This is a genomic window from Sphingobium anseongense, assembly GCF_037725245.1.
Lineage (GTDB): Bacteria > Pseudomonadota > Alphaproteobacteria > Sphingomonadales > Sphingomonadaceae > Sphingobium.
The window spans coordinates 443,119-465,789 of sequence record NZ_JBBJUL010000001.1 but is presented as its reverse complement, the minus strand read 5'-3'; the positions used below and the strand labels follow the sequence as shown (position 1 = coordinate 465,789).

Below are 22,671 nucleotides of genomic sequence, written 5' to 3'. Positions count from 1 at the left end.
CCGGCGGCTCAGGGAACCGGTGGACAGGACGGTGGGAGGGGGGCTGTCCATCGCCGCTAGCCGTTCGGCTTCCGGCCGGCCAGGACCTTCGCTCGAACCGAACGGGAAAAGGCGGGCACTACCGCCCCGGCTCGTCCAGGCTGTAGCCAAGGCCGCGGATCGTGGTGATGACGTCAGGCCCCAGCTTCTTGCGGATGCGCGTGACGAACACTTCGATCGTATTGGAATCGCGGTCGAAATCCTGATCGTAAATATGTTCGATCAACTCGGTGCGGCTGACCACCTTGCCCTTGTGGTGAAGCAGATAGGACAACAGCTTATATTCCTGCGCCGTCAGCTTCACCGGCTCGCCGCTCAGCGTCACCTTGCCGCTGCGCGTGTCGAGCCGCACGTCACCGGCCGTCAGTTCACTCGACGCATTGCCCGAAGCGCGGCGGATGAGCGCGCGCAGCCGGGCGATCAGTTCCTCGCTCTGGAACGGCTTGGCCAGATAATCGTCGGCGCCGGCGTCCAGCCCCGCCACCTTGTCCGACCAGCTGTCGCGCGCGGTCAGCACCAGCACCGGAAAGGCGCGGCCTTCCTTGCGCCAGCGGTCGAGCACGGTCAGCCCGTCGATCGACGGCAGGCCAAGGTCCAGCACCACCGCATCGTAATTTTCGGTCGAGCCCAGAAAATGACCGTCCTCGCCATCATTGGCCAGATCGACGGCATAGCCCGCGCCCTCCAGCGTGTTCCGAAGCTGCTGCCCCAGGCTCGGTTCATCCTCGACAATCAGCAGACGCATATGACCCCGTTCTTCCTGTGCAGGCAAATCGCGGCGCGGCTAGCGCGCGAAGCCCATGATATCGCCCGTTCGGCCGTCCGCATCAACCCACACGACCTTTCCGTCCCTAACATATTTCAGCCGATAGCGGTTGGACGAGGGATTGAATTCGGACCCGACATAGGTGGCGCCGCGCATTTCCGCGTCCACCCGGCGCTTGATCAGCGCAAAGGGCATGACATGCCCGTCCAGCATGGCGCGCCGCGCCGCGTCCTGTTCGTCGCGGCGGCCCTGCGCATCGGCAATGGGAAAAGGGCCGATGCCGATCAGGATGGCGATCAGGCCGGCCAGCAGGGCGGTATTCTTCATGGTCATCCGTCATCGCATAGCGACGGGCCATTGAACAGGTGGTGAATGCGCCCGACAGCGCGGCGACATGAAGCCGCCGCGCCGCCTGTCATTCAGCGTTCCAGCGCATATTGCACGGTCAGCGTCACCGACGATCCCACCTGGCCCGGTTCGACCGGCGTGTCCGCCGCGGCTTCCGCCTTGAACCGGCTCTGGACCATCGGCATGGGCGGCATGCCGCCGCTGTTGCTTTCGGCGATCGACAGCAGCCGCGCGGAGCGATAGCCCGCCGCCTGCGCATAATAGTCGGCCTGCGTTTTTGCACTTTTCAGCGCGGCTCCGCGCGCCTGCACCAGCATCGGCGCAGGATTGTCGATGGCAAAGCTCGGCCCGCTGATGTTGGTCGCGCCGGCCGCGACCATCGCATCGAGCAGCGTGCCGACGCGCTTGATGTCGCGCAACTTCACCATGACCTGATTGGACGCCTCATAGCCCAGGAAACGGGGTCCGGCCGGCTCGCCCTCGCGGTTGTTGTAGTCATATTGGGCGCTCAGGTTGATGCCACTGGTCTGGATATCCTTCTTCGCGATCCCCGCTCTCGCCAGCGCCGCGACCAGGCTCTCCATCTTGGTCGCATTGTCGCGCATCGCCTGTTGCGCGGTGGGCGCGCGCGTCTGCACGCCCGTGCCCACGGTGGCGATGTCGGGCGCGGCCTCGACCGTCTCGGTGATGTTCAGCGTCACGACCGGTGCTGTCTCGGCGATGGTGACGCTGGTCTGCGCCAGCGTCGCGGCGGGAAGCGCGGCTGATGCCAACGCCATCAGGGTCAGGGCGGATTTCATGAATATTCTCTCCTGGAAAGGGGGGCTGCCGCTCATTTGGAACGGGTGCGATGAATGGACGCTGACATGCGCTCAAACCCGTCGCGCCGAACAATGGTTCCTCCCCGGACCGGGGCGGATGATGGTTGCCACCGCGCGCCTAACCGCCTAGCTGCACGCCCATGGCGGCTCCTATCCTCAGTTTCGAAAATCTTGGCCTTTCGCAAGGGTCGCACTGGCTGTTTCGCGGCCTCGACATCCATGTCGGGGCCAAGGACCGGCTGGCGCTGATCGGTCGCAACGGTGCGGGCAAGACCACGCTGCTCAAGCTTCTGGGCGGCATCATCGAGCCGGACGAGGGCACCCGATCGGCGGTGCCCGGCGCGCGCATCATCCTGCTGGAACAGGACCCCGACGTCAGCGCCTTCGCAACGCTCCATGATTTTGCGATGGCCGGCGAATTCGCCCCGCCCGTGCATGAGGTTGAAGCCATCGCCGACCAGCTCGGCATCGACCTGTCGCGCGACGCCGCAACCGCCAGCGGGGGCGAGCGCCGTCGCGCCGCCATCGCCCGCGCGCTCGCCAGCGAACCCGACCTGCTGCTGCTCGACGAGCCGACCAACCATCTCGACATCGCCGCGATCGACTGGATCGAAAACTGGCTTGCGCGCTACACCGGCGCGTTCATCGTCATCAGCCATGACCGCGCCTTCCTGACGCGCCTCACCCGCCAGACCCTGTGGCTCGACCGGGGCGTCATGCGCCGCAGCGAGATCGGCTTTGGCGGGTTCGAAACATGGATGGAAGCGGTCTATGCCGAAGAGGCGCGCGCTGCCGAAAAGATGGACGCCAAGCTCAAGATCGAGGCGCACTGGCTCGAACGCGGCGTCACCGCGCGGCGCAAGCGCAACCAGGGGCGGCTGGCCAAGCTGTGGGAAATGCGCGCCGCCAGGGCCGCCATGGTCGGGCCGCAGGGCGTGGCGAAGATCGCGGTGGCGGCCGATGACAGCAAGACCAGGAGCGTCATCAAGGTCGAGCATGTCAGCAAGGCGTTTGGCGACCGCACGATCATCAACGACCTGTCCTTGCGCGTCCAGCGCGGCGACCGGATCGGCATCGTCGGCGGCAACGGCGCGGGCAAGACCACGCTGTTGAAGCTCCTGACCGGCGAACTTGCGCCCGACAGCGGCAGCGTGACGCTGGCGAAAACGCTCGACATGATCTTCATCGACCAGCAGCGCAGCCTGATGCAGCCCGACAAGACCGTGCGCGAGGTGCTGGCCGAGGGCGGCGACTGGATCGACGTTCGCGGGGTGCGCAAGCATGTCCACGGCTATTTGAAGGACTTTCTGTTCGATCCGTCGCTGGCCGAGGCGAAGGTCGGCACCCTGTCGGGCGGGGAACGCTCGCGGCTGCTGTTCGCGCGCGAATTCGCCCGCGAATCCAACCTGCTGGTGCTGGACGAGCCGACCAACGATCTCGATCTCGAAACGCTCGACCTGCTTCAGGAAGTGATCGCCGACTATGACGGCACGGTCATCATCGTCAGCCATGACCGCGATTTCCTCGATCGTACTGTCACGGTGACGCTCGGTCTGGACGGCACCGGCGTGGTCGACGTGATCGTCGGCGGCTATGCCGACTGGCTCGCCAAGCGCGATCCGCGCAAGGCCGCCAAGGCGGACAGGAAAGCCGCGCCCGCTCTCGCCCCGCCAAAGCCGGTATCCGCCAAGCTCAGCTACAAGGATCAGCGCGATCTCGACCTGCTCCCCAGGCGGATCGAGGAGATAGAGGCCGCGATCGCGCGGGACGAGGCGCTGCTGTCCGACCCCGCGCTCTACACCCGCGATCCCAAACGCTTCGACGCGCTGACCAGGGCTATCGAAAAGGCGCGCGACGAAAAGGACGAGGCAGAAATGCGCTGGCTGGAACTGGCCGAAAAGGCCGACGCGCTGCGTTAATTTGCGCCCCAGCGCTCCAGCATCGGCACCAGTTCGTCGAAATGGTCGATCACCGCGTCGGCGTTCAGATGTTCGACCGGCCCGTCGAGAAAGCCGAAACTGACAGCGATGCTGGGGATGCCGGCATTGCGCGCGCCGGCGATGTCGTTGATCGTGTCGCCCAGGAAAATGCAGCGCCCGCCGCCCGCCCGTTCGATCATCGCGTGGATCGGCGCCGGGTCGGGCTTGGCGATTCCCACCGTGTCGCCACCGATGATGCTGGCGAAGCGGTCCGCCAGGCCCAGCTGGTGCATCAGCGGCACCGCGAACCGTTCCGCCTTGTTGGTGCAGATGGCGAGCTTCACCCCCGCCGCGTCGAGCGCATCCATCGCCGCCAGCATGCCGGGATAGGGAATCGAATGAATCGCCAGGTTCTGCTGATAATAATCGAGCAACACCGGCAGCAGTTGCGCCACCAGCCCCTCGTCGCATCCGCCCGATTCGGCCAGCGCCCGTTCCAGCATCACCTTGGCGCCCTTGCCGACGAACGGCCGGATCGCGCCGACCGGAAAGGGCGGACGATGGATGGTGCCGATCGCATGGTTGACCGCCGCCGCCAGGTCGCCGCTGGTGTCGAGCAGGGTGCCGTCCAGGTCGAACCCGACGATATCGAAAGGAATGTTGGCCATTGCCGCCCCATGCCGCCGGCGCGGTGGCAAAGGCAAGGCAAACATGGCACAGAGCCGGGAGATTTCCGTCCGCAGATTCCAGGATTGCCCAGTGACCAGCAAATCGCCCGAACGCCCGTTGGCCGTCATCATCCTCGCCGCGGGGCAGGGGACGCGGATGAAATCGGCGCGGCACAAGGTCCTGCACCCCATCGCCGGCCGGCCGATGCTGCTCCACCTGCTCGCCAGCGTCGGCGAACTCGCGCCGCAGCGCCAGGTCGTGGTCGTCGGCGCCGGGCGCGAGCAGGTGGAGGCGGCGGTCGCGGGCACCGGCGCGGTCATCGCCGTGCAGGACAGGCAGCTTGGCACCGGTCATGCCGTTGCGCAGGCGCATGACGCGCTGGCGGGCTTCGCCGGCGACGTGCTGATCCTCTATGGCGACGTGCCGCTGGTCGCCGCCGCGACGATGCAGGCGATGCTCGACCGCCTCAACCGGGGCGACGATCCGCGCGCGGTGGTGCTCGGCTTCCGCCCCGACGACCCCGCCGCCTATGGCCGCATCGTCGCCGACGGCCAGGGGATCATCGAAAAAATGGTCGAATATAAGGATGCCACCGAAGCGGAGCGGGCGGTGACGCTGTGCAATTCGGGCCTGATGGCGGTGCGCTCGACCGACCTGTTCGTGCTGCTCGACCAGATCGGCAACGACAATGCGGCGGGCGAATATTATCTGCCCGACATCGTCATGCTGCCCGGCAGCCAGAGCGCGGTGATAGAGGCTGACGCCTGGGAAGTGGCGGGCGTCAACAGCCGCGCCGAACTGGCCGGAGTGGAGGCCGCGTGGCAGGCCCGCCGCCGCGCCGACGCCATGCGCGAAGGCGTGACGCTGACCGCGCCGGACACGGTGTTCTTCGCCCATGACACGGTGCTTGGCCGCGATGTCGCCATCGCCCCGCATGTCGTCTTTGGCGTGGGCGTGCGCGTCGGCGATGACGTGACGATCCACGCCTTTTCGCATATCGAGGGCGCGACCATCGCCGGCGGCGCGGAAATCGGCCCCTATGCCCGGCTGCGCCCCGGCGCCGACATCGGTGCAGGGGCAAAGGTCGGCAATTTCGTCGAAATCAAGAAATCGACGCTGGGGGAAGGGGCCAAGGCCAATCACCTGTCCTATATCGGCGATGCCAGCGTCGGCGCGGGGGCCAATATCGGCGCGGGCACGATCACCTGCAATTATGACGGCTTCCTCAAATATCGCACGGACATCGGCGCGGGCGCCTTCATCGGCTCCAACAGCGCGCTGGTCGCGCCCGTCAGCATCGGCGCGGGCGCGATCGTCGGCGCGGGCAGCGTGGTGACGCAGGATGTGGAGGCCGACGCGCTTTGCCTGGTGCGGCCACCCCAGCAGGGCAGGGCGGGATGGGCCGCGCGCTTTCGCGAGAAAATGGCCGCGCTCAAGGCCGCAAAGCGCTGAATCGATCGCGCAAAGCCGCGCAAATCCTTCGTCCCCCCTGTCGCCGCCGTCGCATTAATGGCATGGCCATAGTCTCGCGCTATCGGCGCGTTGAATGGTCATCTGGGTTGCGGGGCGTATTTCCATGTGCGGCATTATCGGAATCATCGGCAAGGACGACGTCGCCGACCGTCTGGTCGACGGCCTCAAGCGGCTCGAATATCGCGGCTATGACAGCGCCGGCGTCGCCACCGTCCATGGCGGCGTGATCGACCGTCGCCGGGCGGAGGGCAAGCTTGTCAATCTCGTCGCCGAACTGCGCGCCGCGCCGCTGCCGGGCACCACGGGCATCGCCCATACCCGCTGGGCCACCCATGGCGCGCCGACCACCAGCAACGCGCACCCGCATGCGACCGGCGAAATCGCGCTCGTCCACAACGGCATCATCGAAAATTTCAAGAGCCTGCGCGAGGAATTGACCGCGCGTGGCCGGGTTTTCGACAGCCAGACCGATACCGAAGTCGTCGCTCATCTGGTCAGCGAGCTCGTCGAACAGGGCGCGTCGCCCAAGGATGCGGTGGCCCAGGTGCTGCCGCGCCTGCACGGGGCGTTTGCGCTGGCGATAGTGTTCCGCAGCCATCCCGACATGCTGATCGGCGCGCGTCTCGGCTCGCCGCTGGTCGTGGGCTATGGCGACGGTGAAACCTATCTCGGCTCCGATGCGCTGGCGCTTGCGCCGCTGACCCAGCGTATCGCCTATCTGGAGGAAGGCGACTGGGTCGTCATCACCGCCCAGGGCGCGGAGATTTTCGACAAGGACAATCGGCCGGTCGAGCGCCCCGTCACCATTTCGGGCGTTTCGGGCGCGCTGATCGACAAGGGCAATCACCGCCACTTCATGCAGAAGGAGATTTACGAGCAGCCGGTAGTCGTCGCCCAGACGCTGCGCGCTTACCTGCGCCGCATGGAAAACCAGGTGTCGCTGCCCGACATGGATTTCGACCTGGGCCGCATCAGGCGCATCACCATCGTCGCCTGCGGCACCAGCTATTATGCCGGGCTGGTGGCGAAATACTGGTTCGAAAAATTCGCGCGTATTCCGGTCGACATCGATGTGGCGAGTGAGTTCCGCTATCGCGACCCGGTGCTGGAACCGGGCGGCCTTGCCCTGTTCATCAGCCAGTCGGGCGAAACCGCCGATACGCTCGCGGCGCTGCGCCATGCCAAGGCGGCGGACCAGATCATCGCGGTGGTCGTCAACGTGCCCACCAGTTCGATGGCGCGCGAGGCCGACCTGCTGCTGCCCACCCATGCCGGGCCGGAAATCGGCGTCGCATCGACCAAGGCCTTCACCTGTCAGCTTGCGGTGCTCGCCGCGCTCGCCGCCAACCTCGCCCGCGCCAACGGCAAGCTGACGCCGGACGAGGAATCGGAGATCGTCTGGCACCTGTCCGAAGCGCCCGCCGCGCTCAATGAAGCGCTCGCCCGCGATGGTCAGATCGAGGCGATGGCCCACCTGATCGCGCCGGCGCGCGACGTGCTCTATCTCGGGCGCGGACCCGACTATCCGATGGCGCTCGAAGGGGCGCTGAAACTCAAGGAAATCAGCTATATCCATGCCGAAGGCTATGCGGCGGGCGAAATGAAGCACGGGCCGATCGCCCTGATCGACGACAATGTGCCGGTCATCGTGATCGCGCCGTCAGGCCCGCTGTTCGAGAAAACCGTGAGCAACATGCAGGAAGTGCAGGCGCGCGGCGGCAAGGTGGTGCTGATCTCCGACGCCGAAGGCATCGCCCAGGCAGGCGAGGGCTGCATGGCCACCATCGAAATGCCCGAAGTCCACCCACTGATCGCCCCGCTGGTGTACGCGGTGCCGGTGCAGCTGCTCGCTTATCATGTTGCGGTGGCGAAGGGGACCGATGTGGACCAGCCGAGGAATTTGGCGAAGTCGGTGACGGTGGAGTGAGGGGGTGGCTTATGGCCAGTGGCTGACACATTCACATTCGTCACCCCGGACTTGATCCGGGGTCCCGCTTCTTCTCTGGCGTTTGCGAATAATAGCGGGATGCCGGGTCAAGCCCGGCATGACGATGGGGAGAAGTGGCACTGAACGACCGATAATTGCCGCTGGACGATGCAGAACCATTGCCTGGAAACGGCCACTCCCTCAGGCGAACCCCCATCCCGCCGCTCACCCACCCCCCGGCGAATTATGCCCGCCAGCCGGCACCGGCCCGCCGCTGGGCGCATGGGCATGGTCGGGATTGCTATCCCATTCGATATGATACAGGTCGAACCGCCGATCGCGCAGGTTGCGCACCGTGCCCTCCGCCCGCGCCCAGCTCAGGTCCGCCAGATTGACGTCCGCCATCGTCAGCGTCTCGACATTTTCGGTCGATTCCGCCGCGATGCCGTCGCGCGCGAACGGCAGGTCGCAGGGCGTCAGGATCGCGCTTTGCGCATATTGTATGTCCATATTGTCGACATTGGGCAGGTTGCCGACATTGCCCGACATGACGACATAGCATTGGTTTTCGATCGCCCGCGCCTGAGCGCAGTAGCGCACGCGCATGTAGCCCAGGCGCGAATCGGTGCAGAAGGGGACGAAGATGATGCGCGCGCCCTGATCCACCAACCGGCGGGCGAGTTCGGGAAATTCGCTGTCGTAGCAGATGAGGACGCCGATCGGCCCGCAGTCGGTCTGGATCACGTCGAGCGAATCGCCGCCCTTGATGTTCCACCAAAAGGCTTCGTTGGGCGTGGGATGGATCTTTTCCTGGGTGTGGACGGAGCCGTCGCGCAGCGCGACATAGGCGATATTCTGGATGTCGCCATCGTCGGCGCGGGTCGGGTGCGATCCGCCGATGATGTTGATATTATATTCCAGCGCCATCCGCGTCAGTTCCCTGGTCAGGCGCGGGGTATAGTTGGTCAGCTTGTCGATCGCCTCCATCGGCGTCAGCGTCTTGTTCTCGAAAGACAGCAGCGGCAGCGTGAACAGTTCGGGGAAGACGATGAAGTCGGAGCGATAGTCCGCCGCCACGTCGACGAAATATTCGATGTTGCGGATGAATTCGTCAAAGTCCCCGACCGCGCGCGCCTGCAATTGGCAGGTGGCGAGCCGGACGCTCTCCACGCCGCGCGGCACGCGCATTTCGGGCGCTTCGTCGGGGTCGATATAGGGGTTGCGCCATACGAGGTGCGCGGCATGGCCGTCCGACTGCTTGTCTTCGGGCAGGTAGTTTTCCAGCACGCCCATCGGCTCGAACTGGTTCTTGAGCTGGAAACTGACCACCTGATCGCGGATCTTGCCCTGAACGACCTTGTCCAGATAATCCTTTGGCCCCTCCACCTTGCGCTTCGCGCGCAGATAGCCCGGCATGCGGCCAGCGATGACGATGCCGTGCAGGTCGAGCTGCTCGGCCAGTTCCTTGCGCTCGTCATAGAGCCGCTGGCCGATGCGCAGGCCGCGCAGCTTGGGGTCGACCGCCATTTCATAGCCATAGAGCCATTCGCCGGCCGCGCTGTGCCGCGTGCCAAAGCCGTTGGCGGTGATTTCCTCCCAGTCATGCGTGGCAAAGGCCATGCCCTTGCTGACCCGCATGGTCGCGCAATAGCCCACCACCTTGTTGTCGTAGAGCGCGACGAAGCAGCCGTCGGGGAAATTGTTGATCTGGCCGCGCACGGTCGCGGGGGAATAATTGGGAAGCCCCGGATAGACCCGCGCGATCAGCCGCAGAATAGCCCGCACGTCGGTCGGGATGGCCGTGCGCACTTCGAGGCGCTTGCGGGTTGCCGTCGTCATCTGCTCGTCTCCTGCCAGGTCCGCCCGCAATGGATCACCCATGGGAACGGGATGATGTCATCGCGGCGGGGGCCAGTTATGAAAAAGGCGGCGCCGGTTGCACGGCGCCGCCTCATTCCGTTTCCGTACTGAACCGCGCAGGCGCGGATCAGTTCCGCGCCCTTACGCCCATTTGCCCATTTCGGCTTCCAGGTTGACGCGGATCTGTTCGAAGAACTGCTCCGTCGTCATCCATGCCTGGTCGGGGCCGATCAGCAGCGCCAGATCCTTGGTCATCGCGCCGTCTTCGACGGTCTTGATGCACACGCGCTCCAGCGTTTCGGCGAACTTGGTGACATCGGGCGTGCCGTCGAACTTGCCACGGAAGGCGAGGCCCTGGGTCCAGGCGAAGATCGACGCGATGGGGTTGGTGGAGGTCGCCTTGCCCTGCTGGTGCATGCGATAATGGCGGGTGACGGTGCCGTGCGCGGCTTCGGCCTCGACCGTCTTGCCGTCGGGCGACAGCAGCACCGATGTCATCAGGCCGAGCGAGCCGAAGCCCTGCGCGACCGTGTCCGACTGGACGTCGCCGTCATAATTCTTGCACGCCCACACGAACTTGCCGCTCCACTTGAGCGCCGATGCGACCATGTCGTCGATCAGGCGATGTTCGTAGATGATGCCCTTGGCCTTGAACTTGTCGGCGAATTCGGCGTCGAACACCTCCTGGAACAGGTCCTTGAAACGGCCGTCATAGGCCTTGAGGATGGTGTTCTTGGTCGACAGGTACAGCGGCCATCCGCGGTCGAGCGCATAGTTCATGCTGGCGCGGGCGAAATCGGCGATCGATTCGTCCAGGTTGTACATGCCCATGGCGACGCCGGCGCCGGGGAAGTCGAACACTTCCTTTTCGATCTTTTCGCCATTTTCGCCGTCCCACACCATGCGCAGCTTGCCGGGGCCGGGAATCAGGAAGTCGGTCGCCTTATACTGGTCGCCGAACGCATGGCGGCCGATGACGATCGGGTCGGTCCAGCCGGGCACCAGGCGCGGCACGTTGCGGATGACGATCGGTTCGCGGAAAACGACGCCGCCCAGGATGTTGCGGATGGTGCCGTTGGGCGATTTCCACATCGACTTGAGGTTGAATTCCTCGACTCGCTGTTCGTCGGGGGTGATGGTCGCGCACTTCACGCCGACGCCATATTGCTTGATCGCGTTGGCGCAATCGACGGTGATCTGGTCGTTCGTCTCGTCGCGCTTCTCGACGCTCAGGTCGTAATATTTAAGGTCGATGTCGAGGTAGGGGAGGATCAGGCGCTCGCGAATCCATTGCCAGATGATCCGTGTCATCTCGTCGCCGTCAATCTCTACGACTGGGTTCTTGACCTTGATCTTCGCCATGCGCCTGGTTCGCTTTCTGTGCTGTGCTTGGGATGGAATGCGTGCCAGCCCTAGGCAAAGAGGCGCCAATGTTCAACTGTTCTGGACAGGTTTGGACCCACAGCGGGGCATCGGTCGTTGTCAGGGGGCGGGTCTCTCCCTAAAGACGGTGCCATGGACAATAACGAGATTACCCTCGCTGCGGGCGGCAACGTCAAGTGGCGCTTCCCGGCGGTGCATCGCGAAGGCGTGAAATTCGGCCTGGTCGCGGCGGGCATCACCGGCCTGCTCTTCATCCTGGGCTGGGACGTGCTGGGCTGGCTGATGCTGATCGTCACCGCCTGGGTGCTTGCCTTTTTCCGCGATCCGGTCCGCGCGGTGCCACAGGACGACCGGGCGATCATCGCGCCCGCCGACGGCCTGGTCACTCTTATCCAGCGCGTGCCCCCGCCGCGCGAAATGGCCGGCGTCGACGGTCTGGGCGACCAGCCGATGATCCGCGTTTCCATTTTCATGAGCGTGTTCGACGTTCATATCAACCGCACCCCGATCGGCGGCGCCATCAAGGCGGTCGTCTATATTTCGGGCAAATTCCTCAATGCCGATCTCGACAAGGCCAGCGAGGATAATGAGCGCCAGCATATCCTGGTCGAACGCCATGACGGCGTGCGAATCGGCTTCACCCAGATCGCGGGGCTGGTCGCGCGGCGCATCGTGCCGTTCGTGAAGCCGGGCGACATGGTCGCGGCCGGTCAGCGCATCGGCCTCATCCGCTTCGGCAGCCGGGTCGACGTCTATCTGCCCGCCGGCACCGCGCCCCGCGTCGTGCTTGGCCAGCGCACCGTCGCGGGCGAAACGATCCTCGGCCAGATCGGCGATTCGCGCACGATCGCCGGCATCCAGCAATGAGGCAGCGGCGCCCCATTCCGGCCGGCCTGCGCCGGGGCATCACCTTGCGCATGGTGGCCCCCAACGCCGTCACCGCGATGGCGCTCTGCTTTGGCCTGACCGGGGTGCGCTACGGCATTTCGGGGGAATGGGAACGCGCTGTCCTCTCCATCCTGATCGCGGGCGTGCTCGATGGGCTGGACGGCCGCATCGCGCGATTGTTGCGCGGCGAAAGCCGCTTCGGCGCGGAACTGGATTCGCTGTCCGATTCGATCGCGTTCGGGGTCGCCCCGGCGCTGATCCTCTATCTCTGGTCGCTGCACGCGATGCCCAAGTTCGGCTGGATCTTCGCGCTCGCCCATGCCCTGTCCTGCGCGCTGCGGCTCGCTCGCTTCAATGCCAATATCGACGCGGATATCCAGCCGCACAAATCAGCCGGCTTCCTGACCGGCGTGCCCGCGCCCGCCGGCGCGGGGCTGGCGTTCGTGCCGCTCTATCTGTGGCTGGTCACCGGCACCGAACTGTTTCGCGCCTGGTATGTGGTCGCGCCCTGGCTCGCCTTCGTCGCGTTCCTGATGCTGTCGAACATTGCCACCTACAGCTGGTCGGCGCTGCGGCTGCGCAAGCGCATCCGGCTGGAGGTGATCGCGCTGGCGGGGCTGCTCGCCGCGCTGCTCATCACCGATCCGTGGCTCACCTTGTCGGGCATCAGCCTCATCTATGTCGCGATGATACCGGCGGGCATGATGAGCTATTCCAGGGCGCGTCGCCAGCAGGATGCCCTGACCGGACAGGCGTGAAGCAATCCAACTGGCGCAACCGGGCTGGCGTGATCCCGGCTACGCCGCCAGCGCGCCCGATGGGCGGGCAATCGGGCGAAGCGCCGGCACCATGCGGGGGCGCCTGACGCGCAGGGTATAGACCGGCGCGGTTTGCGGAATAGGCTCGAACAGCAAAGCAGCGATCATCTTGTCCCGATAGGCCGCCAGCATCATGACGATGACGAACGCAGCCAGGATGAAGGCGGCGGAAAAGACGAGACCGGCAACGATTGCGAACATATCTCAAACTTTCGTCTTGCCGCATGCACGGCTTGCCCTACAATGACGGATCAAACGGCAACTGGGCGCCTTTGTTCCGTTTGTTCACTTTATGTTCCGGTTTTGGCGCCGTGTCAAGCCTTGCAATGCGCTTTTCGCGGGGCTAAGGCGCAGCCATTCCACATGGGAATCACCATATCCGGTGCCGGGCGTGCCTTTCAGGCGCTTGCCGGTTCCCGATTCCCAGAGGTTCAACCGGAAGGAGAAAGACTTATGGCGGCCCCTGTCGTCACCATTCAGCAATTGATCGAGGCTGGCGCCCATTTCGGCCACCAGACCCACCGCTGGAATCCGCGCATGAAGCCGTACATCTTCGGCGAGCGCAACGGCATCCACATCCTTGACCTGTCGCAGACCGTGCCGCTGTTCGCGCGCGCGCTCGACTTCGTTTCGGCCAGCGTCGCCAGCGGCGGCAAGGTGCTGTTCGTCGGCACCAAGCGCCAGGCGCAGGAACCGATCGCGGAGGCCGCCCGCAAGTCGGGCCAGCATTTCGTCAACCATCGCTGGCTGGGCGGCATGCTCACCAACTGGAAGACGATTTCGGGGTCGATCAAGCGTCTCAAGACCCTCGAAGAGAAGCTGTCGGGCGACACCCACGGCCTCACCAAGAAGGAAGTGCTCCAGATGACTCGCGAGCGCGAGAAGCTGGAAATGTCGCTGGGCGGCATCCGCGACATGAACGGCATCCCCGATGTCATGTTCGTGATCGACGCCAACAAGGAAGAACTGGCGATCAAGGAAGCCAACACGCTGGGTATTCCGGTCGTCGCGATCCTCGATTCGAACGTGTCGCCCGACGGCATCGCCTTCCCGGTTCCCGCCAATGACGACGCCAGCCGCGCCATCCGCGTCTATTGCGATGCGATCGCCGCCGCCGCGACCAAGGGCAACCGTGGCGCGCAGCAGGCCTCCGGCATCGATCTGGGCGCGCTCGACGAGCCCGAAGCCGAAGAGATCGCCGCGCAGGCGTAAGCTTTTGGGGACCTGTCACCCGCATCCGCGGCGTGGCTGTCTCCAGATTGCAAGACTGACAGGCTAGGGCGCGCTCCGCACGGAACGCGCCCTCCTGCATATGGAAACCCTAAAAGACTAGGAGCCGAAGCATGGCCGAAATTACCGCTGCCGCCGTCAAGGAACTGCGCGACCGTTCGGGCGCGGGCATGATGGATTGCAAGAAGGCGCTCACCGAAGCCAATGGCGATATCGAAGCGGCAAGCGACTGGCTGCGCGCCAAGGGCCTCGCCGCCGCGCAGAAGAAGTCGAGCCGCACCGCCGCTGAAGGGCTGGTCGGCGTCGCCGTCGCCGGCACGCGGGGCGTTGCCGTCGAAGTGAACAGCGAAACCGACTTCGTCGCCAAGAACGACCAGTTCCAGGATTTCGTCCGCACCGTTGCCGGCATCGCGCTGAACAGCGGCGTGACCGAAGCCGATGCGCTGGCGTCGCAGGCCTATCCTTCGGGCGGCACCGTGTCGGAAAAGCTGGTGGCCAACATTGCCACCATCGGCGAAAATCAGACGCTGCGCCGCGTGGCCCAGGTCGAAGTCGCCCAGGGCGTCGTCGTCTCCTATGTCCATAATGCCGCGGCGCCGGGCCTGGGCAAGATCGGCGTGCTCGTCGGGCTGGAAGGCGATGCGCCCGCCGACGTGCTGGAGCCGCTTGGCAAGCAGATCGCGATGCACATCGCCGCGGCCTTCCCGCTGGCGCTGTCGGCGGCCGACATCGACCCCGCCCTGCTGGAGCGCGAACGCGCCATCGCCGCTGAAAAGGCGACCGAGGAAGCCGCCAAGGCCGGCAAGGAAATCCCCGCCGACATCCTCGCCAAGCGTCTCGACGGATCGGTCGCCAAGTTCGCCAAGGAGCAGGCGTTGCTGAGCCAGCTGTTCGTGATGGACAACAAGACCCCGATCGCCGACGTCGTCGCCAGGGCGGCGAAGGACGCGGGCAAGTCGATCACGCTGACCAGCTATGTCCGCTTCCAGCTGGGCGAAGGCATCGAAAAGGAAGTCAGCGACTTCGCCGCCGAAGTGGCCGCCGCCGCCGGGGTCTGATTTTCATCCTTCCCGCTCGCCGGGAAGGATCGGGCCGAATGTCGCGGAAAGCCCCGTGCTCCCCGCGCCACGGCTGGAGCGTTTGAAATGGGGGGGGCGCCGAAATGGTGCTCCCCCCATTTCATGTCAGGGCAGCGCCATCATGTCCGCGTCGCCGGGGCATCGGGCGAAATCGGGCAGGAACGGGCGGTGCTGCCGCCGTGCTTCACTGCCCGAAGGTTTCCATGATATGGGCGGTGTCCATATATTCGCGCACCTTCGCGATCTTGCCGGCGTCGTCGAATATGAACAGGAAATGATAGACATTCTCGTATGTCTTGCCGTCGGCGGTGATGCCGGATCCCTCAGCTTCCACCGCGACCCGCCGATGCTCGGCGGTGGTGCCCGTCATGCTGATGCGCAGCCCGTTCGGGAAAGCCTTGCCAAACTCTGGCATCGCCGCCGTGAGCTGGGCCAGATTGCTGGTGCCGGACAGCGGCGTGCGCCCCGCAACCCAATATTCAAAACCGTCCGATGCCAGCGCCTTGACGCCCTCGACGTCGCTTGTGCTCATCGCATTCAAAAAGGCCGTGACACTGGAAACATTCTCTTGCGTGGTCGACATCGGCTTCTCCCTTTTTTCGACATGATGATGAGCATCGGCGTCAAGGCCTGACACGCTTTCGCGCGGATCATCGGCCCGCCTTTCGGGCAGGGAACGGATATAGAGAGCCGGAAGGCCGAAAGCGATTGCGACCATGAAAATAATTGGCTGCCGGGCGGGATCGGCGGGCCATGACCCGGCATGGAAGCCGACCGGCCCGTGCGCCTCAGTCGGCAGCGGGATGATCGGCGCGCGCCGCACATGCGCCACTCGTCGGCATCGGCAGACACGGAAGGGGCGGCACCTCGCGGGACCGCCCCCATCTGTCTCACGCCGGACAGCGCGCGCTTATTTCGGCGCGAGCACCATCAGCATCTGGCGGCCTTCCATGCGGGGATAGGCTTCGACCTTGGCGACTTCGGCGACATTTTCCGCCACCCGCTGCAACAGGGCCATGCCAAGTTGCTGGTGGCTGAGTTCGCGGCCGCGGAAACGCAGGGTGATCTTCACCTTGTCGCCGTCGCCGATGAAATCATGGACCTTCTTCATCTTCGTATCATAATCATGATCGTCGATGTTCGGACGCATCTTGATCTCTTTGAGTTCCTGCGTCTTCTGGGTCTTGCGGGCGATGTTGGCCTTTTTCTGGGCCTCGTACTTGAACTTGCCGATGTCCAGGAACTTGCACACCGGCGGGTCGGCGGTGGGCGACACTTCGACCAGGTCCAGGCCGACATCGGCGGCCTGCTCGATCGCCTCCTGCGTGAACATCACGCCCAGATTTTCGCCTTCCTCGTCGATCACGCGGACCTTGGGCACGGTGATGAATTCATTGTAGCGAGGGCCGGACTTCGGCGGCGGCGCCAGCGGGCGGCGCATCATCGGGGGACGTATAGCAGACTCTCCTGTGGTCGTGAAAAACGAACGGCTCTTAGCGGCTTTTATGCAAAGCGCAAAGGGGTCCGCGCCTCCGCACCAGCGGAATCACGAACCCTGTGGCATTGCTGCCTCAACGCATATCGGGCGGCAGCGCTTCATTTGCAAGCCGGGAAATCACATCGTCCAGTCCCAGCATCGTCTGGCCCTCGCTGCCCAGCACGCGCAGAGCGACCGTGCCCTCTTCCGCCTCGCGCCGGCCGACGACCAGCAGGTTGGGCACCTTGGCCAGGCTGTGTTCGCGCACCTTGTAGTTGATCTTCTCGTTGCGCACGTCGAGTTCGGCGCGGATACCGGCCGCTTTCAGCCGCTCGACCACCTGGCCCGCATAATCGTCGGCGTCCGACACGATTGTCGCCACCACCGCCTGCACCGGCGCAAGCCACAGCGGCAACCGGCCCGCGAAATGTTCGACCAATATGCCGATGAACCGCTCATAGCTGCCGAATATCGCGCGGTGCAGCATCACCGGCCGGTGGCGCTCGCCATCTTCGGCGACATAGCTGGCGTCCAGCCGTTCGGGCAGCACGCGGTCCGACTGGATCGTGCCGACCTGCCACGTCCGCCCGATCGCGTCGGTCAGGTGCCATTCCAGCTTCGGCGCGTAGAAAGCGCCTTCGCCGGGCAGTTCCTCCCAGCCATGATCGGCGGTCGCGAGACCGGCGCTGACCACCGCCGCGCGCAGCTCGGTCTCGGCCATGTCCCACATCTCTTCGCTGCCGAAGCGCTTCTCCGGGCGCAGCGCCAGCTTGATCGAATAGGTAAAGCCGAAATCCTTGTAGATCCGGTCGGCCAGGGCACAGAAAGCGCGCACCTCCTCGACGATCTGGTCCTCGCGGCAGAAGATATGGGCGTCGTCCTGGGTGAACTGGCGCACGCGCATCAGGCCGTGCAGCGCGCCATGCGGCTCGTTGCGATGGCAGCAGCCATTTTCATACAGGCGAAGCGGCAGGTCGCGGTACGACTTGATGCCCTGGCGAAAGATCAGGACATGCGCCGGGCAGTTCATCGGCTTGAGCGCCATCCAGTCGGCATCGTCCGACACGATCGGCCCTTCGTCGTCGACATTGGGGACTTCGTCGGGGATCACGAACATATTCTCGCGATATTTGCCCCAATGGCCCGATTGCTCCCACTGGCGCGCATCCATCACCTGCGGCGTCTTGACCTCGCGATAGCCCGCCTTGTCGATCGCCCGGCGCATATAGGCTTCCAGCTCGCGCCAGATCAGGTAGCCCTTGGGATGCCAGAACACGCTCCCATGCGCTTCGGCCTGAAGGTGGAACAGGTCCATTTCCTGCCCGATCTTGCGATGATCGCGCTTGGCCGCTTCTTCGAGGCGGGTCAGATGTTCGTTGAGCTGCTTCTTGTTGAGCCAGCCGGTGCCGTAGATGCGCGACAGCATCGCATTTTTCTGGTCGCCGCGCCAATAGGCGCCCGATACGCGCGTCAGCTTGAACGCCGCCGGATCGAGCTTGCCCGTGGAGGCGAGATGCGGCCCGCGGCACATGTCGTACCAGTCGCTGCCCGAATGATAGACGGTCAGCGTTTCGCCATCGGGCAGTTCGGCGGCCCATTCCGCCTTGAAGCGTTCGCCCGCCGCGCGCCATTTGGCGATCAGCAGGTCGCGGTCGATCTCCTCGCGCACCAGCGGCTTGTCGGCGGCGATGATCTCGCGCATCTTCGCTTCGATCGCGGGCAGGTCCTCCTCGGTGAAGGGGCGCTCGGCGGGCGCGAAATCATAGTAGAAACCATCGTCGGTCGACGGCCCGAACGTGATCTGCGTGCCGGGGAACAGCGCCTGCACCGCTTCGGCCAGGACATGCGCGAAATCGTGCCGCGCCAGCTCCAGCGCATCGGCCTCGTCCTTCGCCGTCACCAGCGCAAGCTGTGCGTCCGCCTCCAGCGGGCGCATGATGTCGCGCAACTCGCCATCGACGCGCGCGGCGATCGCCGCCTTGGCAAGGCCCGGCCCGATCGCCGCCGCAATGTCCGCCGGTGTGGTGCCCGGCGCGACTTCGCGAACGGAACCGTCGGGCAGGGTGATCTTCAGCATGGCAGACACAGGGAATCGCTTTCTCGGGGATGGGCAAAAGGCGCCGGAATTTCCGGGCCTCTCCCCTTAAATGGGCGGGTGTGACTGTCAAGGGAAGGGGGGGCTTGCGGGCGGACGGCAATGGGTGCACATATGATGTTATATCATAACCTAAAAAAGGAGAGGTTCGATGGCGATTGCGGCAAAGCCTGCTTCCACCGGCAACGACGCCGGCCCGATGAGCGAGATGAATACCACCCCGCTGATCGACGTCATGCTGGTGCTGTTGATCATGTTCATCATCACCATCCCGATCCAGACTCACAGCGTTGGCATCGATCTGCCCACGACACCGGACGATCGCACCGCGCATCTTCCCGATCCGGTCAAGAACCGGCTCACCATCGATGCCGCCGGCATGGTCCGGTGGAACGGCGCGCCGATCGATCGCCTGACGTTGCGTCGTTATCTTGCGCGCACGCTCGACATGCCGGTCGAACCCGAATTGCAGTTCGAACCCGACGCCAACGCCCGCTATCTGGCGGTCGATGAAGTGCTGGCCGATATCAGGCGCTCGGGCGTGACCAAATTGGGCTTCGTGGGCAACGAGCGCTATTCGCAGTTCTGAACGATCATGGCGCGTGCCGGCTCCAATTTGCCTTGACGGTTTCGTCGCCCCATAGTCTGCTGCGTGTCGGGGACTATGGGGGGTGACGCATGGACGAAGATCAGATCGGCCGTGAAGGCTTTGCGTTTGAGGGAAGCTGGCGCGAATATGCGCCGATCGCCTTCACCAATCTGGCGCTGACCATCGTCACCTTGGGCATCTATCGCTTCTGGGCGACGACGCGGACGCGCCGCTATCTCTGGTCGCGCACCCGTTTCATCGACGACCAGCTTGAATGGACCGGCACCGGCAAGGAACTGTTCGTGGGCTTCCTGATGGTGCTGCTGCTGCTCGGCCTGCCTTTCTTCGTCCTCCAGTTCGGCGCGCAGGCGTTGATCCTGCAAGGGCGGGTGGGCATTGCCGGCCTCCTCACCTTCGCGTCTGTCCTCACGATCATGTACATGATCGGCCTCGCGCGCTTCCGTGCGCTGCGCTATCGCCTCAGCCGCAGCTGGTGGCACGGCATACGCGGCGGCAGCGACGATAACGGCTTTGGCTATGGCGTCTCCTATCTGTGGAAGACGTTCGTCGGCAGCCTGGCGCTCGGCCTCATGATTCCCTGGTCGATGATGTCGCTGTGGAACGAACGCTGGAACGCAATGAGCTTCGGCCCGCACCGGTTCGAATCGGCGGGAGAGCATGGCCCGACGATGAAGCGGTTCCTGCTTTTCTATCTGTTGCCGATCCTGCTGTTCGTTGGCATTGCCGTCATGGCGATCAATCAGCGGGGCGCGCCTGCCGGGGCCGCCGGTTTCATCATCGTGGCCGGGATTCTGATCTTCGGCTTCTATATCGCCCTTGGTCTCGTCGCGCTCGCCTTCTACGCCAAATTTTTCCGCGTAGCGGTCGATGGCCTCTCGCTCGCGGGCCTCAACTTCCACTTTTATGCCAGGACACGCGAATGGCTGATGCTGTTCCTGGGCGATATCGCGCTGGTCATCGCCACGCTGGGCATCGGGGCGATCTTCCTGCAATATCGCCACTGGAAATTCTTCATCACCCATCTGGGCGTGACCGGGGAAATCCATACCGACGAACTCACCCAGTCGCAGACCCGGACCGCCAGCCATGGCGAAGGCCTGCTGGATGCGTTCGATGTCGGGGCATTCTGAACCCCGCGCATGAACGCTTTCCTGCTCTGGCATTATGACGGCGTCAGCGCATTGCGGCGCATCGTGGTGCTGCATCCGCGCGAGGGGGGCTTCGCGCTCGCGCAATCGGACAGCGACTGGACCGGCGTTCCGGTCGACTGGGCCGACCTGACCGTGATCGGCACGGAGGGCGGGCGCAGCGCCTATGGCCATCGCGCCATCCCCGGCTGGCGCATGGGCTTTGCCGGTGAGGCGCCGGCCGAGATCGCCGCGCATCTCCCCCGGCCCGAGCGTTATGGCCGCTGGATCGACCGTTTGGGCTTCTGGCGAGCGGCGGCGGCCTTTACCGTCATCGCCGGGCTGCTGGTCTGGGTCGTGCTCGAAACGCCCGGCTGGGTGGCGCCACTGATCCCGCGGGCGTGGGAAAACCGCATGGGTGACGCGATGGTCGGCGATTTCGGCGGCCGCCTGTGCCATACGCCCGCCGGGGACGCCGCGCTGCGCGCGCTGGTGGCGCGGATCGACCCCGGCGGCGAAGCGCGCGACGTTTCGCTTGCCAATATTCCGATGGAAAATGCCGTGACCCTGCCGGGCGGTCGCATCATCCTGTTCGACGGGCTGATCCAGAAGGCCGGCTCGGCCGACGAGATTGCTGGCGTGCTGGGCCATGAACTTGGCCATGTCCGCAATCGCGACACGATGACCGGGCTGGTTCGCCAACTGGGCCTCAGCGTCGTGCTGGGCGGGTTCAGCGGCAATGCCGGCGGCTATCTGAACGGCGTGCTCGCGCTCAGCTACGGCCGCAAGGCGGAAAGCGCGGCCGATGGCGTGGCGATCGATCAATTGCGCGCCGCCGCGATTTCCCCCGCCGCAACAGCCGGCTTCTTCACGCGCATGGGCGGCACGGGGGATGCGGGGCGGGGCGCGCAGGCGATGAGCTGGCTGTCCTCGCACCCGCTTTCGGCCGACCGGCGCAAACGCTTCGAAAATGCCGTGCAAAAGGGCGTCCGCTATCGCCCCGCGCTCGACCCCGTCCAATGGCGCGCGCTGCGCGCCTCCTGCACCGCCGATCCGAACGTTGCGAAGGGGCGGGACGCGCTTTTCTGACGCTGCGCCTTCCCTCGCTCCTGCCGCCGCATTATGTCCCGGCGATGACCGATACCCCGACACCCCAAGCCGCCATCGAAATCCGCGACCTGACAAAGGTCTACAAGGGCGGCAAGCTGGCGCTCGACGCCGTTTCGCTGTCGATCCCGCGCGGGCAGATATACGGCCTGCTCGGACCCAATGGCGCGGGCAAGTCGACGACGATCAACATCCTGGCCGGTCTGGTCAACAAGACCAGCGGGTCGGCGAGCATCTGGGGTTTCGACATCGACGCCAATCCGCGCAATGCCAAGAACAGCATCGGCATCGTGCCGCAGGAAATTGTGTTCGACCCCTTTTTCACGCCCTTCGAAACGCTGGAGAACCAGGCCGGCTTCTACGGCGTGCCCAAGGGCAGGCGGCGGTCGATGGAATTGCTGCGCGCGGTGCATCTGGAAGACAAGGCGCACGCCTATGCGCGTACCCTGTCGGGCGGCATGAAGCGGCGGCTGCTGGTGGCCAAGGCCATGGTGCACAGCCCGCCGATCCTGGTGCTGGACGAACCGACCGCCGGGGTCGACGTGCAGTTGCGCCAGCAGCTCTGGGCCTATGTGAAGGAACTCAACGCCGCCGGCGTCACCATCGTCCTGACGACGCACTATCTGGAAGAGGCCGAAGAATTGTGCGACCGTATCGCCATCATCAACCATGGCCGCGTCATCACCGACAAGCCGACCCGCGAACTGGTCAACATGGCGCAGGAAAAGGTGGTGCAGGTGACGGTCGACCGCGACATCGCCACGCCGCCTGCCGCGCCCTGTTTCGAAAAGGTCGAACTGTCCGGCGACCGCACCCTGACCATCACCTATATGAAGGACCGCGCCAATGCGGGACAGGTGCTGAGCGCCGTGCAGGCCAGCGGCCTCGCCATCGTCGACGTGGTCACGCGCGATCCCGACCTGGAGGATGTGTTCCTGCATCTGACGGCGGCGGCGTGAGAGACGAAACCTCTTCTGTTCCCCCTCCCGCTGGCGGGAAGGGGCCAGGGGGTAGGACGGCGCAACCTGTCAAACC

At 64.8% G+C, this 22,671-nt stretch carries 21 protein-coding genes; 11 read left to right on the top strand and 10 right to left on the bottom strand.

The features are described from left to right. Positions 1–118 precede the first annotated feature (118 nt). The 3 genes from WG908_RS02280 to WG908_RS02270 all read right to left on the bottom strand — a co-directional run bounded on the left by WG908_RS02280 (position 119) and on the right by WG908_RS02270 (position 1,953). Positions 119–784: a response regulator transcription factor gene (locus WG908_RS02280; protein WP_340184913.1), complete on the bottom strand. Its 666-nt coding sequence runs from the start codon at positions 782–784 to the stop codon at positions 119–121. 39 nt (positions 785–823) lie between these two features. Then, positions 824–1,132: a hypothetical protein gene (locus WG908_RS02275; protein ID WP_445326645.1), complete on the bottom strand. Its 309-nt coding sequence runs from the start codon at positions 1,130–1,132 to the stop codon at positions 824–826. A 92-nt stretch (positions 1,133–1,224) separates the two neighbouring features. Then, positions 1,225–1,953, bottom strand: coding sequence for an SIMPL domain-containing protein (locus WG908_RS02270; protein ID WP_340184911.1), 729 nt, complete (start codon positions 1,951–1,953; stop codon positions 1,225–1,227). 161 nt (positions 1,954–2,114) lie between these two features. On the opposite strand from WG908_RS02270, the gene WG908_RS02265 reads away from it, so the two are divergent. Further along, positions 2,115–3,893: an ABC-F family ATP-binding cassette domain-containing protein gene (locus WG908_RS02265; RefSeq protein ID WP_340184910.1), complete on the top strand. Its 1,779-nt coding sequence runs from the start codon at positions 2,115–2,117 to the stop codon at positions 3,891–3,893. Here the strand turns inward: WG908_RS02265 and WG908_RS02260 are convergent. Beyond that, positions 3,890–4,561, bottom strand: coding sequence for an HAD family hydrolase (locus WG908_RS02260; protein ID WP_340184909.1), 672 nt, complete (start codon positions 4,559–4,561; stop codon positions 3,890–3,892). The two genes, WG908_RS02265 and WG908_RS02260, sit on opposite strands and share 4 nt — an antisense overlap. A 157-nt stretch (positions 4,562–4,718) precedes the next feature. Between WG908_RS02260 and glmU the strand changes: the two genes are divergently transcribed. Both glmU and glmS read left to right on the top strand, forming a co-directional pair. Then, positions 4,719–6,014, top strand: coding sequence for a bifunctional UDP-N-acetylglucosamine diphosphorylase/glucosamine-1-phosphate N-acetyltransferase GlmU (glmU, locus tag WG908_RS02255; protein WP_340184991.1), 1,296 nt, complete (start codon positions 4,719–4,721; stop codon positions 6,012–6,014). Positions 6,015–6,138: 124 nt separating this feature from the next. Further along, complete coding sequence (gene glmS, locus WG908_RS02250) at positions 6,139–7,962, top strand: glutamine--fructose-6-phosphate transaminase (isomerizing) (RefSeq protein ID WP_340184908.1); 1,824 nt, start codon at positions 6,139–6,141, stop codon at positions 7,960–7,962. Between the two features lie 225 nt (positions 7,963–8,187). Here the strand turns inward: glmS and WG908_RS02245 are convergent, their stop codons facing one another. Both WG908_RS02245 and WG908_RS02240 read right to left on the bottom strand, forming a co-directional pair. Next, a complete protein-coding gene (locus WG908_RS02245) occupies positions 8,188–9,801 on the bottom strand; it encodes a GNAT family N-acetyltransferase (RefSeq protein WP_340184907.1) in 1,614 nt (537 codons plus the stop codon). Positions 9,802–9,963: 162 nt separating this feature from the next. Beyond that, entirely contained in the window at positions 9,964–11,184 is a 1,221-nt protein-coding gene (locus WG908_RS02240; RefSeq protein ID WP_340184906.1) for an NADP-dependent isocitrate dehydrogenase, read from the bottom strand. Between the two features lie 153 nt (positions 11,185–11,337). On the opposite strand from WG908_RS02240, the gene WG908_RS02235 reads away from it, so the two are divergent. Continuing rightward, positions 11,338–12,072 (top strand): phosphatidylserine decarboxylase, encoded by a 735-nt coding sequence (locus WG908_RS02235; protein ID WP_340184905.1) that lies wholly within the window; start codon positions 11,338–11,340, stop codon positions 12,070–12,072. Next, positions 12,069–12,851: a CDP-alcohol phosphatidyltransferase family protein gene (locus tag WG908_RS02230; protein ID WP_340184904.1), complete on the top strand. Its 783-nt coding sequence runs from the start codon at positions 12,069–12,071 to the stop codon at positions 12,849–12,851. Before WG908_RS02235 ends, WG908_RS02230 begins: the two co-directional genes overlap by 4 nt. Before the next feature lie 39 nt (positions 12,852–12,890). Here WG908_RS02230 and WG908_RS02225 read toward each other — a convergent pair whose 3' ends face one another. Then, positions 12,891–13,112: a hypothetical protein gene (locus tag WG908_RS02225; protein ID WP_340184903.1), complete on the bottom strand. Its 222-nt coding sequence runs from the start codon at positions 13,110–13,112 to the stop codon at positions 12,891–12,893. Positions 13,113–13,364: 252 nt separating this feature from the next. Between WG908_RS02225 and rpsB the strand changes: the two genes are divergently transcribed. Beyond that, complete coding sequence (gene rpsB, locus WG908_RS02220) at positions 13,365–14,123, top strand: 30S ribosomal protein S2 (RefSeq protein ID WP_340184902.1); 759 nt, start codon at positions 13,365–13,367, stop codon at positions 14,121–14,123. A 131-nt stretch (positions 14,124–14,254) separates the two neighbouring features. After that, positions 14,255–15,199 (top strand): translation elongation factor Ts, encoded by a 945-nt coding sequence (gene tsf / locus WG908_RS02215; protein ID WP_340184901.1) that lies wholly within the window; start codon positions 14,255–14,257, stop codon positions 15,197–15,199. 205 nt (positions 15,200–15,404) lie between these two features. Here the strand turns inward: tsf and WG908_RS02210 are convergent, their stop codons facing one another. The 3 genes from WG908_RS02210 to thrS all read right to left on the bottom strand — a co-directional run bounded on the left by WG908_RS02210 (position 15,405) and on the right by thrS (position 18,774). After that, positions 15,405–15,803, bottom strand: a complete 399-nt coding sequence (locus WG908_RS02210; RefSeq protein ID WP_340184900.1) for a nuclear transport factor 2 family protein — start codon at positions 15,801–15,803, stop codon at positions 15,405–15,407. 327 nt (positions 15,804–16,130) lie between these two features. After that, positions 16,131–16,664, bottom strand: a complete 534-nt coding sequence (gene infC, locus WG908_RS02205; RefSeq protein ID WP_340184899.1) for a translation initiation factor IF-3 — start codon at positions 16,662–16,664, stop codon at positions 16,131–16,133. A 127-nt stretch (positions 16,665–16,791) separates the two neighbouring features. Beyond that, complete coding sequence (thrS, locus tag WG908_RS02200; protein ID WP_340184990.1) at positions 16,792–18,774, bottom strand: threonine--tRNA ligase; 1,983 nt, start codon at positions 18,772–18,774, stop codon at positions 16,792–16,794. Positions 18,775–18,943: 169 nt separating this feature from the next. On the opposite strand from thrS, the gene WG908_RS02195 reads away from it, so the two are divergent. The 4 genes from WG908_RS02195 to WG908_RS02180 all read left to right on the top strand — a co-directional run bounded on the left by WG908_RS02195 (position 18,944) and on the right by WG908_RS02180 (position 22,595). Beyond that, positions 18,944–19,381: an ExbD/TolR family protein gene (locus tag WG908_RS02195; RefSeq protein WP_340184898.1), complete on the top strand. Its 438-nt coding sequence runs from the start codon at positions 18,944–18,946 to the stop codon at positions 19,379–19,381. 89 nt (positions 19,382–19,470) lie between these two features. Beyond that, entirely contained in the window at positions 19,471–20,532 is a 1,062-nt protein-coding gene (locus tag WG908_RS02190; RefSeq protein WP_340184897.1) for a YjgN family protein, read from the top strand. Positions 20,533–20,541: 9 nt separating this feature from the next. After that, positions 20,542–21,618 (top strand): M48 family metallopeptidase, encoded by a 1,077-nt coding sequence (locus WG908_RS02185; RefSeq protein ID WP_340184896.1) that lies wholly within the window; start codon positions 20,542–20,544, stop codon positions 21,616–21,618. 44 nt (positions 21,619–21,662) lie between these two features. Next, a complete protein-coding gene (locus WG908_RS02180) occupies positions 21,663–22,595 on the top strand; it encodes an ABC transporter ATP-binding protein (protein ID WP_340184895.1) in 933 nt (310 codons plus the stop codon). The last annotated feature ends 76 nt before the right edge of the window (positions 22,596–22,671 follow it).